At 69.1% G+C, this 15824-nt stretch carries 10 protein-coding genes and 1 pseudogene; 5 read left to right on the plus strand and 6 right to left on the minus strand.

Annotation, left to right across the window (positions count from 1 at the left end; translation table 11 throughout):
• Nucleotides 1–157: 157 nt before the first annotated feature.
• Nucleotides 158–1357, plus strand: coding sequence for a polyprenyl synthetase family protein (locus E8P82_RS13735; RefSeq protein WP_136455624.1), 1200 nt, complete (start codon nt 158–160; stop codon nt 1355–1357).
• Nucleotides 1358–1383: 26 nt separating this feature from the next.
• Here the strand turns inward: E8P82_RS13735 and E8P82_RS13740 are convergent, their stop codons facing one another.
• Complete coding sequence (locus E8P82_RS13740) at nt 1384–1737, minus strand: Rv2175c family DNA-binding protein (RefSeq protein ID WP_136455625.1); 354 nt, start codon at nt 1735–1737, stop codon at nt 1384–1386.
• 267 nt (nt 1738–2004) lie between these two features.
• Between E8P82_RS13740 and E8P82_RS13745 the strand changes: the two genes are divergently transcribed.
• Entirely contained in the window at nt 2005–3195 is a 1191-nt protein-coding gene (locus tag E8P82_RS13745; RefSeq protein WP_136455626.1) for a LysM peptidoglycan-binding domain-containing protein, read from the plus strand.
• Nucleotides 3196–3337: 142 nt separating this feature from the next.
• A pseudogene (locus E8P82_RS13750) lies at nt 3338–3991 on the plus strand (protein kinase domain-containing protein); the annotation flags it as partial.
• Nucleotides 3992–4606: 615 nt separating this feature from the next.
• Here E8P82_RS13750 and E8P82_RS13755 read toward each other — a convergent pair.
• The gene (locus E8P82_RS13755; protein WP_425456038.1) at nt 4607–5986 is read right to left on the minus strand and encodes a class II 3-deoxy-7-phosphoheptulonate synthase; all 1380 of its coding nucleotides are present in this window, start codon (nt 5984–5986) and stop codon (nt 4607–4609) included.
• Between the two features lie 53 nt (nt 5987–6039).
• Nucleotides 6040–6984: a lysophospholipid acyltransferase family protein gene (locus E8P82_RS13760; protein WP_136455627.1), complete on the minus strand. Its 945-nt coding sequence runs from the start codon at nt 6982–6984 to the stop codon at nt 6040–6042.
• A 266-nt stretch (nt 6985–7250) separates the two neighbouring features.
• Between E8P82_RS13760 and E8P82_RS13765 the strand changes: the two genes are divergently transcribed.
• Nucleotides 7251–7748, plus strand: coding sequence for a hypothetical protein (locus E8P82_RS13765; RefSeq protein WP_136455628.1), 498 nt, complete (start codon nt 7251–7253; stop codon nt 7746–7748).
• Here E8P82_RS13765 and E8P82_RS13770 read toward each other — a convergent pair.
• Nucleotides 7745–8845 carry an ROK family protein gene (locus E8P82_RS13770; protein ID WP_136455629.1) on the minus strand — a complete coding sequence of 367 codons (1101 nt, stop codon included), beginning with the start codon at nt 8843–8845 and terminating at the stop codon, nt 7745–7747. The genes E8P82_RS13765 and E8P82_RS13770 overlap by 4 nt on opposite strands.
• Before the next feature lie 131 nt (nt 8846–8976).
• Here E8P82_RS13770 and E8P82_RS13775 point away from each other — a divergent pair, with 131 nt between their 5' ends.
• Nucleotides 8977–10773: an AMP-dependent synthetase/ligase gene (locus tag E8P82_RS13775; RefSeq protein WP_136455630.1), complete on the plus strand. Its 1797-nt coding sequence runs from the start codon at nt 8977–8979 to the stop codon at nt 10771–10773.
• A gap of 13 nt (nt 10774–10786) precedes the next feature.
• Here the strand turns inward: E8P82_RS13775 and E8P82_RS13780 are convergent, their stop codons facing one another.
• Entirely contained in the window at nt 10787–12208 is a 1422-nt protein-coding gene (locus E8P82_RS13780) for a mycothione reductase (protein ID WP_136455631.1), read from the minus strand.
• Between the two features lie 42 nt (nt 12209–12250).
• The gene (locus tag E8P82_RS13785; RefSeq protein WP_136455632.1) at nt 12251–15670 is read right to left on the minus strand and encodes a pyruvate carboxylase; all 3420 of its coding nucleotides are present in this window, start codon (nt 15668–15670) and stop codon (nt 12251–12253) included.
• Nucleotides 15671–15824: the final 154 nt, after the last annotated feature.

Raw genomic sequence — 15824 nt, forward strand, 5'->3', positions numbered from 1 at the left:
TGTTCTAGTCGATGCCCTCTTTACCGGAGTTCCGTTGCCTCACCAGCGGCGACACGCCCAACACCGAGCTTCCTTGACCACCCCGCCCTCCGCTTAACTACACGGCATTGCGGCTAGAGTGGATGGACACCGCCCTACCGAGTTGCCCGGGAGATCCATGCCGTCCCCTCACGCCACCCCCGACCAGGGCGGCCCCGGCTCTGCCGGCACCTCCCCTGACATCACTACTGGTACCGATGCTGATGTCCCCGGTGGGATCCCGGCCGGCATCACGGCTGAGCAGGACGCTTTCCGCTCCGCGCTGACCACCACGATCGAGACCTTCCTCCAGGAGCAGCTCGCCGTGCTCGGCGCCATCTCGGACGAATCGGTACCCCTGATCTCGAGCATCGCGACCCTCACCAGTGGCGGCAAGCGCATGCGGGCCCTGCTGTGCTACTGGGGATGGCGTGCTGCGAGTGGCACACCCGGAGCCCCGGCCCCGGTGATCGCCGGCACCGCCCTCGAGTTCTTCCAGGCCGCCGCCCTGATCCACGACGACGTCATCGACCGCTCCGACACCCGACGCGGTCGGCCGAGCGTGCACAGGCAGTTCTCCGCCCGGCACGCCGATGCCGGCTGGCATCTGGACGCGGAACGCTTCGGCGTCTCGGCGGCGATCCTCGCGGGTGACCTCTGCCTGGCCTTCAGCGAGGAACTCTTCGACGCCTCGAGCTCCGACGCATCGTGTGCCCGGGCGGGCAGGACCAGCGCACGAGCCATCTTCAACCGCATGCGCACCGAGGTCATGGCAGGGCAGTACCTGGATCTCCTCGAGGAGGCCGTGGGTCCGGACCAGACGCCGGCGCTCGCCGAGGAGCGCGCTCTGAACATCCTGAGGTTCAAGTCCGCCAAGTACTCGATAGAGCGGCCGTTGATGCTCGGCGGTGCCCTCGCCGGAGCCGACCGGGCGCTCCTGGACGCCTACTCCGCCTTCGCTCTTCCGCTCGGGGAGGCGTTCCAGCTCCGCGACGACGTCCTGGGAGTCTTCGGTGATCCGGAGGTGACCGGAAAGCCTGCCGGCGACGACCTGCGCGAGGGCAAACGTACCTTCCTCATAGCCCGCGCTCTCCGTTCGAGTTCAAAGGACTCCTCGACCAGGATCAACGCGATGCTCGGGGACACCGATCTGGACGCGGAGGCGATCGCCTCACTGCGCGCGACGATCGTCGCCAGCGGCGCACTGTCGCACACGGAGGCGCTGATCGACCGGAAGTCGGCGGAGGCCTTCGACGCCCTGACCCGGCTACCCACCGACGCGATCAGCCGTGAGGCGCTCCGCCGGCTGGCCGAAGCCGCTGTGACCCGAACGGCCTGACGGCGTTGCAGGCCGCCGGTGCCCTGCTACCAGGCGGCGGCCTGGGCCCGACGCCGGATCTCCGTCTTGCGACCCTCGCGCAGGGCATCGATCGGACGGCCGGGCAGTGATGCATCCTCGGTGAAGAGCCAGCGGATGATGTCCTCGTCCTCGTAGCCGGAGTCCACGAGGACGATCACCGTCCCGCGGAGGCTGTCCAGGACGGCGTCCTCGACGAGGAACTCGGCCGGCACGCTGCGGATGTTGCGCTCGCCGATCCGCACGCTGACCAGGGACCTGTCGTTGATGAGAGAGTGCACCCTCGTGATGGGCACATCGAGGACTTCTGCTACCGCAGGGAGATCGAGCCAGGCGGGAACCAGGTGTTCTATGTCAGTCACGCACCAAGCGTGCCATGCTCCGGCAGTCAACTCCACCTGCTCCGGCACCCGGGACGCTCCGGGCAACGTCCCGCGTGCCGGTCGGCGACTCGTGTACATTTTCTCGGGTTGCATCCGTGACACCGGGAACAGCAGCAAGCCCTGCAAGATCAGCAGCATCGTGAATTCACGCCCCGATGGTCCCACCTGCGCCTTCCCGCCCGGTGCGAGCAGCCCGGGGAATGCGCGTCCGCGCGGGCTCAGCCGCCAACAGACGAGGAACGACACATGAGCGACCAACGACCGAACGTACAGCAGCACACCGTCCGCAGGAAGGACCTCGACGGCGGCCCACGCCTCCTCGACGTCGCCGTGACCGCCGCCGCGCTTCCGGCCGTGGTCCTGTCCTCCGTCGCCCTCGCAGGGCCGGCGTCGGCAGCACCGCCCCAGCACGCACCGATCACCCAGCTGACGGGCTCGCCCGTCGGTCAGCTCAAGGCCGGGAGGATCGTGCCGGCGGACCTCGTTGCCGTCCAGGTTCCGTCGCAGGCGATCAGTGTCACCGCGTCCGTCCCCGCCAGGCACGCCGGGATGACCACCGGGATGACCACGGACGGACACCACACGGTGAGGCAGGGCGAGACGATCACCGCCATCGCCGAGCAGCACGGCCTGTCGACGGAGGCCGTCCTGACGCTGAACCGGATGGACGCCGGTACCATCATCCGCCCGGGTCAGAAGATCACCGTCAGCGCTTCCCCTTCCCCCGGGTCGGTCGGACCGGCTCCCGCTGGGACCTACACGGTCGCGGCCGGGGATACGCTCACTGCGATCGCGGCCAGGAACCAGGTGCCCCTCGGGCCCCTCCTGAGCGTCAACGAGCTGTCGATGACTTCCCTGATCCATCCGGGCCAGGAACTCGTGCTGCCCGGCGGCGATGCCGCGCGCGGCCCGGCCGCCGAGCCCGTGTCCGCCGCTCCTGCGCCAGTCGATCCCGTCCCCGCGACCTTCCTCGGACACACCTACCCCGAGCAGGTCGTGTCGGATGCCAACGCCAGCAAGGCCGCGCTGGAGTCCCTCCCCGTTCCCTCGCGCGACGAGATGCAACAGATCGTCACCGACACGGCGCGCTCCATGGGGGTGGAGCCCAGCCTGGCGCTGGCCTTCTCCTTCCAGGAATCAGGGTTCGACCAGCGCGCTGTCTCTCCCGCCAACGCCATCGGGGCGATGCAGGTCATTCCCTCCTCCGGTGCCTGGGCGAGCGAGCTGGTGGGTCGCCCGCTCGATCTCCTCGACCCGAGGGACAATGCAACCGCCGGAGTGGCCATCATCCGGTCCCTGATCCGCACGAGCGACTCGCTGGACCTCGCGATCGCTTCCTACTACCAGGGCCAGTCCTCCGTGACGGCCCGCGGCATGTTCGACGACACGAAGCAGTACGTCGCGGCTGTCAAGGCGCACCAGGAGAACTTCCGGTAGGTTCGTCCTCTCCTGCGGTGGTCCCACCGGTGTCGTCGCACCCGCTTACGATCGTAGGGTGCACCAGCAACGGAAGGACCCCCTCGAGGGCGCAACCATCGACGGGCGCTACCTCGTCCACTCGAGGGTGGCCCGCGGCGGGATGTCCACCGTGTACGTGGCCACCGATCGTCGCCTCGACCGACGCGTGGCGCTCAAGGTGCTGTACCCCCACCTGGCGGACGAACCGGGTTTCGTCGAGCGATTCGAGCAGGAAGCCAAATCCGCCGCCCGGTTGTCCCATCCGCATGTCGTCGGCGTTCTCGACCAGGGCGTGGACGACAGCGATGACGCGCCCGTCGCCTACCTGGTGATGGAGTTCGTCCGCGGCAGGACGTTACGGGATCTTCTGCGCGAGCACGGCAGGCTCACTCCGCGCCGCACCCTCCAGCTCCTGGATCCCGTCGTCGAGGGACTCGCGGCGGCGCACGAGGCCGGCCTGATCCACCGGGACCTCAAGCCCGAGAACGTCCTGCTCTCGGACACCGGGCAGATCAAGATCGCCGACTTCGGCCTCGCCCGTGCAGTGTCGGCGTCCACCGGGGATGCACCTCTCCTGGGTACGGCCGCCTATCTTCCGCCCGAACTGGTGCTCGGTCGTCCGGCGCAGGCCCAGAGCGACATCTACTCGATCGGCGTCATGGCCTTCGAGCTCCTGACCGGAGCGCAGCCCTTCACGGGGGAGTCCTCCTTCCAGGTGGCGCTCCAGCACGCACAGACCGATGTACCGGCACCCTCCGTCCTGCTGCCCGGACTGGCGCCGGACATCGACGAGCTGGTGCAGTGGTGCACGGCAAGGGAACCGGAGAAACGCCCGATCGACGGCGCGGCGCTTCTCGGCGAACTGCGGCACATCCACGCCACCCTCACGGACGAGGAACTGGACCACTCCCCCGCCGGTACCGCGGTGCACCCGGTGCGCGACCAGCCCACGGACGTGGTCCTGCCACAGCTGCCGTCCGGAGCGCCCCCGGACGAGACCCACGTGATCGGCCGGAACCGGAACGAGACCCGGGTCCTCGGGTCGCTGCCGGGCCGTCCCCCGCTCGCGGGTTCAGCCGCCGCAGCGCCGCGAGCGGGGGCCACCAGGGCACTGCCGGTGCGCGAGGTGGAACCTGGCAGGCCCGCCGGGACATCAGTGCACGCACCGCGCGGTGCAGGGTCTGCCGAACGGCACCTCTCGAGGCGGCAGCAGGCACGGGTGGCCCAACGACCCGAGAAGTCCTTGCACAGCAGGACGGCGCGACGCTCGGCCTGGCTGCTCGCGGTCCTGCTGATCCTCCTCGGCGCCCTCGTGGTGACGAGCGGCTGGCTCATCGGCGCCGGTCAGAGCTCCATCGGTCGACCAGCGGACGAGGACACACGCCTGGGCTCAGATCTTCGCCAGGGCACCCGCGACGAGGAACGCCATCTCGAGGGACTGCATGTGGTTCAGGCGTGGATCGCAGACGGACTCGTACCGCTCGGCGAAGGCGTCCTGGTCGATGGGGTCAGCACCTCCGAGGCACTCCGCGACGTCGTCGCCCGTCATCTCCACGTGCACTCCGCCCGGGAACGTCCCGAGTGCCTTGTGCACCTCGAAGAAGCCCTGGACCTCGTCGATGACGTCGTCGAAGTTACGGGTCTTGTACCCGTTGGGCGAGGTGAGGGTGTTGCCGTGCATCGGGTCGGTGACCCAGAGGACCTGCGCACCGGAGGCGGTGACACGCTCGACGAGCTGCGGCAGCTTCTCCCGGATGTTCCGGGCACCCATGCGCGTGATGAACGTGAGCCTCCCCGGTTCGCGGTCCGGGTCGAGCTTGTCGATGAGCGCCAGGGCGTCGTCCGCCGAGGTCGAGGGACCGAGCTTGACCCCGATCGGGTTGCGCACCCGCGAGAGGAACTCGACATGGGCGCCGTCGATGTCGCGGGTCCTCTCCCCGATCCACAGGAAGTGGGCCGAGGTGTCGTACGGGAGCGAGGTCCGTGAATCGATTCGCGTCAGGGCGCGCTCGTAGTCGAGGAGGAGAGCCTCGTGGCTCGCGAAGAACTCCACGCGCTTGAGCGCATCGAAGTCGGTGCCGCACGCGTCCATGAAACGGACGGCGCGGTCGATCTCGCGTGCCAGGGATTCGTAGCGGGAGTGCGCCGGGTTGGCCGTGAAGCCCTTGTTCCAGTGATGGACGAGCCGCAGATCAGCGAAGCCGCCCTGTGTGAACGCGCGGATGAGATTCAGTGTCGACGCCGACGTGTGGTAGGCCTTCACCATCCGGGAGGCGTCGTGGCCACGACTCTCCGGGGAGAAGTCGTACCCGTTGACCATGTCGCCGCGGTACGCCGGGAGCGTGAGACCGTCGCGCGTCTCGTCGTTGGAGGAGCGCGGCTTGGCGAACTGCCCGGCCATCCGGCCCATCTTGATGACGGGGAGGGAGGCGCCGTAGGTCAGGACCACGGCCATCTGGAGGATGGTACGCACGCGGGCACTGATCTTGTCGGCCGTCGCACCGTCGAAGGTCTCCGCGCAATCCCCGCCCTGCAGCAGGAAGGCCTTGCCCTGGGCAGCGGCGGCGAGGCGCTCCCGCAGGACGTCCACCTCTCCTGCGAACACGAGGGGCGGAAGGCTCGAGAGTTCCTTCACCGACGACGCATGGACCTCCGGATCCTGCCAGGCGGGCTGCTGCGCTGCTGTCTTCGAACGCCAGGCGTCCAGGCCGTCGATGGTCGAAGCAGGATCCGCGGGGCGCGGAAGGGCCGGGGCAAGGGAATCAGTCACAGGGAAATTCTACCGGCTGGCGGTCGGCGCTACGATTCGGCGCGTGACCTGCCCTACTGGTCGGGCGACGTGCGCCTGGCCCACCGGCGCTTCTTCGGCCCTCCGCTGCGTGCGACTCCGGCGGTGTCCGATCCCGGACCGCCGGCGGTATTGCCGGAGGTGTTCCCGGCCGGATCGGCCGATGCCGTGGTTTCCTGGGGCCGGGTGCCGATCTCGGTCACCGCGCCCGGTGCGGGATCGGTTGTCCCGCTGGGCATCCTCACGGCGGCCCTGCGAGTGTCCGCTCCCGGTCTGGGCGTCTTGCGTCCTGCCGCCTTCTCGGCGGCGAGTCGCTCCTTGACTGTGCTCGCGTACGCGTCGACGTACTCCTGGCCCGAGAGCCGCATCAGTTCGTACATGATCTCGTCCGTGACGGAGCGCTGTACGAATCGGTCGTCCTCCAGGCCCTCGTACCGGGCGAAGTCGAGCGGCTCGCCGATGATGATGCCGACCCGGCGGATGTTCGGGATCCGGCGCCCGATCGGCTGGACCTTGTCGGTCCCGATCATGGCAACGGGGATGACCGGCACCCCGGTGGCCAGGACCAGCTTCGCCACGCCCGTCTTCCCCCGGTACAGGCGCCCGTCCGGACTGCGCGTCCCCTCCGGGTAGATCCCGAGGATCGCACCCTCGTTGAGGATGTCCATGCCCGCGCTGAGGGACGACGACGACGCCGCACCGCCCGAGCGATCCATCGGGAGCTGGTTCGAGAGGCGGAAGAACAGCGCGGTGAGTCTGCCCTTGATTCCCCTGCCCGTGAAGTACTCGGACTTGGCGAGGAAGGCGACGGGTCGCGGCACCACGACCGGCAGGAAGATCGAGTCGGAGAAGGAGAGGTGGTTGCTGACGATCACCGCAGGCCCCGACGCGGGGATGTTGTCGAGTCCCTTCACCCAGGGCCGGAACAGGAGATTCAGGAGCGGACCGACGATGATCCGCTTCATCACCCAATAGAACACGCCGCCCGCCTCCTGCATCATCGCCGCGGCACGTCGAATGCCACCCGCTTTTTCCTGTGGAAGCCTACTCTAGGGCGCCCTGGCCGATGCGACGTCGGTGCGAGGCGACGGACCGGGCCTGCGCACTCCCGTGCGCGACACGCAGGCCCGGTTGACGTAGCGCGACGGTGTGTCCACGATTGGATCAGCACCCTCTCGAATCCCAGGATGCCGGGCGGAAGTGATCCGACCCCAGGCTGCAGTACCCCGACAGCAGGTAGCAGAGTATGGGCCCTCGAGGTCAGGAACCGAACGAATCGACCGACGACGCCGTCTGGCAGGACCTCGTGGCACGCCTCGAGGGAACACCCGCGAATCCCGCGCCCGGGAACGGCACCCCCCAGCCGGAGCCCGGCCCGAACGATGATGCCGGGCCGACGGATCGCGAGCGCGCCGATGCGATCTTCCGGAACCAGCCGCTGAGGCGGTCCGGCCCCCGGGACCATGTGGTGCCCGAATCCGACGACGACGAGGGCCTGGAACCCGACGAGGGCTTCGTGCCCGAGGAGCCGCCGCCCCTCGGAGCCGGCGATCCGCTGACGATCCTGGCGTGGATCGGAGCAGCGGGTGGGCCGATCACGCTCCTGTTGTTCGCGCTCTTCTGGCGCGACGCACCCCTCGCGGCCACGCTGGGTATTCTCGCGCTGTTCCTGGCCGGCGCCGGGTACCTCGTCACGAAGCTGCCCCAGCACCGCGACATCGGCGACGACGGCGCAGAAGTCTAGCGACCCGTGCTGCCCGGCGGCGCCGGGAGGCGCCGCGGCAGGCGGGACAGATCGGCTGCTCCGATCAGCCCTGCTGCAGGTCCGAGCGCGGCCGGCTCGATACGCGCAGCCGGCCGGAAACCACGCCCCGTCAGATTCTCGCCGAACGCGCGGCGGGCGGGTTCGAGCAGGAGATCACCTGCTCCGCTCAGACCGCCGCCGATCACGAAGGTCCCCGGGTCCAGTGCCGCAGCGAGATTGGCCAGTCCCAGGCCCAGCCACTGACCGACGTCGTCGACCAGTGCGCGCGAGGCGGCATCACCGGCGAGCGCGAGCTCCGTCACCAGGGCGCCCGTGATCGGCGTCCCGTCGGCGGACGCGTCGATGACGGCCCGGGCCCCGGGCGAACGGGCGGCAGCGAGGTCGCGAGCCTTGCGACCGAGAGCATTGCCGGAGGCGTACTGCTCCCAGCAGCCGCGGTTACCGCACTCGCACGAGCGACCCTGCGGCACGATGATCTGGTGTCCGAACTCCCCCGCCATCCCGTGGCGTCCTCGTTCCACGCGGCCGTCCATGACCATGGCGCCCCCGATGCCCGTGCCGAGCGTGATGCTCACGAGGCGCGACTCGCCCCGACCGGCTCCGAATCGCCACTCCGCCCACGCCGCGGCATCGGCGTCGTTGGCAAGACTCACGTGACGGCCCAGACGCTGTTCCAGACTCCGCCTCAGTGGCTCGTTGCGCCAGGCGAGGTGCGGGCTGAACAGGACCGTGCTGTTGGTGGGATCCATCCAGCCTGCTGCGCCGACACCCACGGAACGAATGCGGTACCCGGCTGAGAGCTCACGGACCAGCTGCGTGATGACAGTTTCCACGGCGCGCGGATCATGGCCCGGTGTCGGACGGCGCACCTCGGCCAGGACGGTGCCGTGCCCGTCGATCACCCCGGCGGCGATCTTGGTGCCTCCGATGTCGACCCCGACCGACAGCCCGCGTCCGGCCCGGCGAACCGGGCCCGCGCCCCCGGCCCGCCCACCCGGTGGGAACACAAGGCGTGATTCCTTCCCTGCTTCGTCCTGCGTCCGCAGGAACCGGCGTCGGACCGGGCCGGAATTCATCGGAAGGGACTCCTGTCCTGGTGCCGGGGCGCCGTGCACGCGCGCTGACGCTCCACCCTACGGGAGCGTCGGGGAAGCGGAGGAGCCTATAGGCTGAGGCAACCGGTCGAAGTGATACCGAAGGAGCTATCGTGCGCGACATCAGCGTTCCCGTCCTCGTGGACGTCCCCCGCAAGACGAACACCACGGAACTGGTCATGCGGCAGGCGGCGAAGCCGTCCGACCCTGCGCTGTTCGCGGTCAAGGGTTCCTCGGGTGAGTGGGAGAACATCTCGGCCACCGAGTTCCGCCGGCAGGTCGAGGACATCGCGAAGGGACTGATCAGCTCGGGTGTCCAACCCGGGGACCGGGTGGCCCTCATGGCCCGGACGCGCTACGAGTGGTCCATGGCGGACTTCGCCATCTGGTTCGCCGGTGCCGTCTCCGTTCCCGTCTACGAGACCTCCTCCCCCGGGCAGGTCGCCTGGATCCTGAGCGACTCCGGCGCCGTCGCCGCGTTCGTCGAATCCGCCCGGCACGAGGCCGTGGTGCGCGAGGCCGTCGAGCTGGAGGACATCGGCTCCCTGCGGCACGTCTGGCAGTTCGACGGCGACGGACTCGACACGCTGCGCACCGCCGGAGCGGGCACCGACGAGCAGACGCTCGCCGAACGCCGCGATCGAGCCGGGCTCGACGACGTCGCCACCATCATCTACACCTCCGGTACCACGGGCAAACCGAAGGGCTGCGAGCTGACGCACGGCAATTTCGTGGAGCTCTCGGACAATGCGGGTGCGGCCCTGCCCGAAGTGGCACGCGAGGGCGGCCAGACCATCATGTTCCTGCCGCTGGCCCATGTGTTCGCCCGCTTCATCTCGGTCCTGTGCGTGGCCGTCGGCGCCACCGTGGCCCACACCCCGGACATCAAGAATCTGCTGCCCGACCTCCAGAGCTACAGACCCACGTTCATCCTGGCCGTACCCCGTGTGTTCGAGAAGGTCTACAACAACTCGATGCTCAAGGCCGAGGACGGCGGCCGGGGAAGGATCTTCCACAGGGGCGCCGAGGTGGCGATCGAGTGGTCTAGGGCCGAGCAGGCCGGGAGGATCCCGCTGTCCCTGCGGGTCAAGCACGCCGTCTTCGATCGCCTGCTCTACGGCAGGATCCGCACCGCCATGGGAGGGCGCGTGCAGCACGCGGTCTCCGGTGGAGCGCCTCTCGGGGACCGGCTGGGCCACTTCTTCCACGGCATCGGTCTGCTGGTGCTGGAGGGATACGGCCTGACCGAGACGACGGCGCCGATCACGGTGAACACCCCCCAGCGGGTCAGGATCGGCAGCGTGGGGCTCCCGCTGCCGGGCAACGCGGTGAAGATCGCGGACGACGGCGAGATCCTCGCCAAGGGTGTCTGCGTCATGAAGGGCTACCTCAACCGTCCGGGCCTGACGGACGAGGCCTTCGTGGACGGCTGGTTCCGTACCGGCGACATCGGTCAGCTGGACGAGGACGGGTTCCTGAGCATCACCGGGCGCAAGAAGGAGATCATCGTGACCGCCAGCGGGAAGAACGTGATCCCCGCGGTGCTGGAGGACGCGATCCGGTCCGATGCCCTGATCTCGCAGTGCGTGGTGGTGGGTGATCAGCGCCCCTTCGTCTCGGCACTGATCACCCTCGACGAGGAGGCCCTGCCGGGCTGGCTCGAGAGGCACGGCATCCCGAAGGACACGAGCACGAGCGAGGCCGCCGAGCTGCCGCAGCTCCTCGAGGAGATCCAGCGCCTGATCGACGACGCCAATACCACGGTGTCCCGTGCGGAGGCCATCAAGGCGTTCCGGATCGTCACGACCGACTTCACGGAATCGACGGGTCACCTGACGCCGTCGCTGAAGATCAAGCGCGCCCAGGTGCTCAAGGACTACTCCGACGTCGTGGAGGCCATCTACTCCTAGAAGTGCAGCAGATCTAGGGGTGCAGCAGCTCGCGGTTCGTTCTGAGCTTCAGGAGCGCATTCTCGACCACTTCGGTCAGTGCCGGATGGATCCAGTACTGGCCACGGGCCATCGAGTAGGCGTCGAGGTCGAAGGACATGGCCTGAAGAATGGGCTGGATGAGCAGTGATGCCTCGTGCCCCACGATATGGGCTCCGAGGATCCTGCCCGTCGGCTGCTCGGCGATGAGCTTCACGAATCCCGTCGTGTCCTCCATGGCCCACCCGTACGCCGTCGCGCCGTACTGCTGGACCGCCGTGACGACCGGGACGCCACTGGTCTCGGCGTAGGCGAGCGCCTGCTCCTCGGTCAGGCCCACGGCCGCGACCTGCGGGTGGGAGAAGACGGCAGCGGGGACGAAGCGGTGGTCACTGGCGCGCAGCTCATCGGGGTGCAGCAAATTGTGGGCGACCGTCCGGGCCTCGTGGTTGGCCACGTGCTTGAGCTGGTGGGCACTGCTGACATCGCCCAATGACCACACGCCCTCCACCGGCTCACCGGCGCGCAGCACGCGCTGGTACTCGTCCACCGCGAGCCGCCTGTCGGGGTGCAGGTCGAAGCCGACCTCCTCGACACCCAGCCCGTCCGTGTTCGGTGCCCTGCCGACGGCGACGAGCACGAGATCCACCTCGAGGTCGCTCTGTCCGTCGGGGCCCTCGAGCCGCGCCGTGACGCTGCCGTCGTCGTTGGCCGTCAGCCCGGTGACGGCGGTCCGGAGTCTGACGTCCCACTGCTGCGCGGCCTGCTCGGTGAAGACCGTGGACACGGTCTCGTCGAGGTGGCGGAGCATGGTCCCGGAGCGGACGGTGATGGTCACCTCGGTGCCGAACGAGCCGAAGATGTGGGCGAACTCGGCGGCGATGTACCCCCCGCCCTTGATCAGGAGGCGCCGGGGCCGGTCGGGCAGGCGCATGATCGTGTCGGAGGTGTGGACCTGGGGAAGATCGATACCCGGGATGTCCGGCCGGATGGCGTGGGATCCGGTGGCGATGACCAGCTGATCGGCGGAGATCACCTCACCGGAGGAGGTCTGGAAGGACTTCTCGCCCACGAGGTGGACATCATCCTCGATCAGGGTGACGTACTCGGGCTGGTCCGCCCGGTAGGAGCGGGCATCGGCCGAGTTGGCGTCGATCCGGGTGAAGATCCGGTCCCGCACGTCCTGCCAGCGCACCCCCTCGAGGGAGAGGTCGACGCCGAGCCGCGCCGCATCCCCCGACGCAGCCGCGAGGTCCGCGGGATAGACGTACATCTTGGTGGGGATGCAGCCCCGGTTCAGGCACGTCCCGCCGAACGCTCCGCGGTCGACGAGCACCACCTTCCTGTCGGCCCACCTGCGGGTGATGAGGCTGTTTCCGGAACCGGTACCGATGATCGCGAGGTCGTAGTGGGTCACGAAGGCAGTCTAGCCGCGACGCGGCCGGAGCAGCCCGTCGGCTCACTCCTTCGCCGGCGTGATGACGAGGAGAAGGTCACCGCCCTGGGTCGGTCCGACCTCGGGGAGCGCCACCCGCTGGACGGTTCCGGCCACCGGCGTCGTGATGTTGGCCTCCATCTTCATCGCCTCGATCGTCGCCACGGTGTCGCCCTCGGCCACGGTGTCGCCCTCGGCCACGGTGACGGTCACGGAGCCCGCGAAGGGCGCGGAGACCTGGCCGGGCACGGACGGGTCGGCCTTCTCGGCGGCTCTGACGTCGCTGTCGACACTCCGGTCGCGGACGGTCACCGGGCGCATCTGTCCGTTGAGGGTGCACATGAGGGTGCGCATCCCCTTCTCGTCGGGTTCGGAGATCGCCTCGAGGGTGGCGATGAGCCGGACACCCTTCTCCAGTTCGATGATGTGCTCGGTGTTCTGCTGCAGACCGTACAGGTAGTCGGCGGTGCCCAGGACCGAGACGTCGCCGTACGTTTCCCGGACGGCCCGGAAGTCCTTCGCCGGTCCGGCGAAGAGCAGCGTGTTCAGTGCCGTACGCCGCTGGGGCGAATCCCCGGCGAGCTTCTGTTCGTCCTCGGCGGAGAGCTCGGCGTCGCGGGGCCTGACCTCGCGGCCCTGCAGCGCCCTGGTGCGGAACGGCTCCGGCCATCCGCCCGGAGGGTTCCCCAGCTCACCGTTGAGGAATCCGATCACGGAATCGGGAATGTCGAAGGCCTGCGGGTTCTCCTCGAACTCGGCGGGGTCGGCGTCGCTGCCCACGAGCGCCAGGGCGAGATCGCCCACGACCTTCGACGACGGCGTGACCTTCACGAGCCTGCCGAGGATCCGGTCCGCCGCGGTGTACATGTCCTCGATCGCCTCGAAGCGCTCGCCGAGTCCGAGGGCGATGGCCTGCTGCCGGAGGTTGGAGAGCTGTCCGCCGGGGATCTCGTGCTGGTAGACCCGTCCCGTCGGTCCGGCCAGACCCGCCTCGAACGGTGCGTACATGCGCCGCACGGCTTCCCAGTAGGGCTCGAGCGCGCTGACGCTGTTCAGGTCCAGGCCCGTGTCTCGCGGCGTGTGGGCGAGGGCGGCGACGAGGGCCGAGGCCGCGGGCTGGCTCGTCGTGCCCGCCAGGGCAGCGCTGGCGACGTCGACGGCGTCGACCCCGGCGTCGGCTGCCGCCATCAGTGTGGCCAGCTGGCCTCCGGCGGTGTCGTGCGTGTGCAGGTGCACCGGAAGGTCGAAGCGCTCCCGCAGGGCGCTGACGAGCTTCGCTGCCGCGGCAGGCCGGAGCAGGCCCGCCATGTCCTTGATCGCCAGGATGTGCGCACCGGCGTCGACCATGCGCTGGGCGAGCTCGAGGTAGTACTCCAGCGTGTAGAGCTCCTCGTCCGGATCCAGCATGTCGGCGGTGTAGCACAGCGCCGCCTCGGCGACGGCCGTGCCCGTGGCGCGGACGGCGCGGATGGCCGGCTCCATCTGCGACACGTCGTTGAGGGCGTCGAAGATCCTGAAGATGTCGATGCCCGACGCCGCGGCCTCCCGCACGAACGCTTCGGTGACTGCCTCGGGGTACGGGGTGTAGCCGACGGTGTTCCGGCCGCGCAGGAGCATCTGCAGGCAGATGTTCGGCACCTCGCGGCGCAGTGCGTCGAGGCGCTCCCAGGGATCCTCGCCGAGGAAGCGCAGTGCGACGTCGTACGTGGCTCCGCCCCACGCCTCGACGGACAGCAGCCCGGGCGTCAGCCGGGACACGCTGGCACCGGCGGCCGTGAGATCCCGCGTCCGGACGCGGGTGGCCAGCAGGGACTGGTGGGCGTCGCGGAACGTGGTGTCGGTGACCGCGACGGCGTCCTGCTCGCGCAGGTGACAGGCGAAACCCTCCGGACCGAGTTCGAGCAGGCGCTGTCGGCTCCCCGCCGGAAGCGGTGCCTCGCGCTGGGAGTCGGTGAGGACCGGCAGCTTCTGCCGCGGGTCGAGATGGACGGGCCGTACGCCGTTGGGCTGGTTCACGGTGACGTCCGCGAGCCAGGTGAGCAGCTTGGTCCCCCGGTCTGCCGGCAACCGGGCCGTCAGCAGCTCCGGGCGCTCGTCGATGAACGACGTCGCCACGTTCCCGGCGATGAAGTCCGGGTCGTCGAGCACGGCCTGCAGGAACGAGATGTTCGTGGAGACCCCGCGCACCCGGAACTCCGCCAGCGCGCGTCGTGCCCGGGTCACTGCCGCCGGGTAGTCCCGCCCGCGGCACGTGAGCTTGACGAGCATCGAGTCGAAGTGCGGGCTGATCTCCGCGCCGGCGTAGACCGTGCCGCCGTCGAGCCGGACTCCGGCTCCACCGGCGGACCGGTAGGCGGAGATGCGTCCGACGTCGGGACGGAAGCCGTTCGCCGGGTCCTCCGTGGTGATCCTGGACTGCAGGGCCGCTCCGCGGAGGTGGACGGTGTCCTGGCTCAGTCCGAGATCCTCGAGGGTCTCGCCTGCGGCGATGCGCAATTGCGACTGCACGAGGTCGACGTCGGTGACCTCCTCGGTCACGGTGTGTTCCACCTGGATCCGCGGGTTCATCTCGATGAACACGTGCTGCCCGGCGCGCTCACCGACGGTGTCCACCAGGAACTCGACCGTGCCCGCGTTCACGTAGTCCAGGGCGGTCGCGAACTTCACCGCGTCCCGGTGCAGCGCCTGCCGGATCGAGTCGTCGAGATTCGGCGCCGGTGCGATCTCGATGACCTTCTGGTGGCGTCGCTGCAGTGAGCAGTCACGCTCGAACAGGTGCATCACGTGCCCGTCCGCGTCGGCCAGGATCTGCACCTCGATGTGCCGCGGGCGCAGGACCGCCTGCTCGAGGAACATCGTGGGATCACCGAACGCGGAGTCGGCCTCGCGCATGGCGGACTCCAGCGCCTCGGGCAGTGCCTCGCGGGTCTCCACGCGACGCATACCACGACCGCCGCCGCCCGCCACGGCCTTCGCGAACACGGGGAAGCCGATCTCGTCCGCTGCCTTGATGAGTTCCGCGACGTCGGCGCTCGGTCGTGAGGACCCCAGGACCGGTATGCCGGCCGAACGTGCGGCGTCCAGCGCCCTGACCTTGTTGCCGGCCAGCTCGAGGACCTCCGGTGGTGGACCGACGAAGGTGATGCCCGCATCGCGCGCCGCTCGTGCCAGGTCGGGGTTCTCCGAGAGGAAGCCGTAGCCGGGGTAGATCGCGTCGCACCCCGACTCCACCGCGACGCGGATGATCTCCTCGACGTCCAGGTAGGCGCGCACGGGATGGCCCTCCTCGCCGATCAGATAGGCCTCATCCGCCTTCTGCCGGTGGATGGAGTTCCGGTCCTCGTAGGGGAACACCGCCACGGTCTTGGCACCCAGCTCATGGGCGGCACGGAAAGCCCTGATGGCGATCTCGCCACGATTGGCTACCAGAATCTTGGAAAACATCTCACTCCTGCAACATTGCCGGTCGGGATCCTTCACGCTGGCTCGATCCTACCCGGCACTCCACCGGTAGCCACCCGGGTGCACCCACCTGCGGCGTCCCGGGAGCGGGGCGGCATCGCCCTATGATTGACCGGGAACCACGAGGGCAGCCGGC

It is taken from the genome of Arthrobacter echini, assembly GCF_004803505.1.
GTDB classification, from domain to species: domain Bacteria; phylum Actinomycetota; class Actinomycetes; order Actinomycetales; family Micrococcaceae; genus Arthrobacter_D; species Arthrobacter_D echini.

What these genes read in the sequence shown, in the direction of transcription:
- E8P82_RS13785 (WP_136455632.1), bottom strand. Translation starts at nt 15,670, where the DNA reads ATGTTTTCCAAGATTCTGGTAGCCAATCGTGGCGAGATCGCCATCAGG.
- E8P82_RS13765 (WP_136455628.1), top strand. Translation starts at nt 7,251, where the DNA reads ATGGGCCCTCGAGGTCAGGAACCGAACGAATCGACCGACGACGCCGTC.
- E8P82_RS13745 (WP_136455626.1), top strand. Translation starts at nt 2,005, where the DNA reads ATGAGCGACCAACGACCGAACGTACAGCAGCACACCGTCCGCAGGAAG.
- E8P82_RS13735 (WP_136455624.1), top strand. Translation starts at nt 158, where the DNA reads ATGCCGTCCCCTCACGCCACCCCCGACCAGGGCGGCCCCGGCTCTGCC.
- E8P82_RS13770 (WP_136455629.1), bottom strand. Translation starts at nt 8,845, where the DNA reads ATGAATTCCGGCCCGGTCCGACGCCGGTTCCTGCGGACGCAGGACGAA.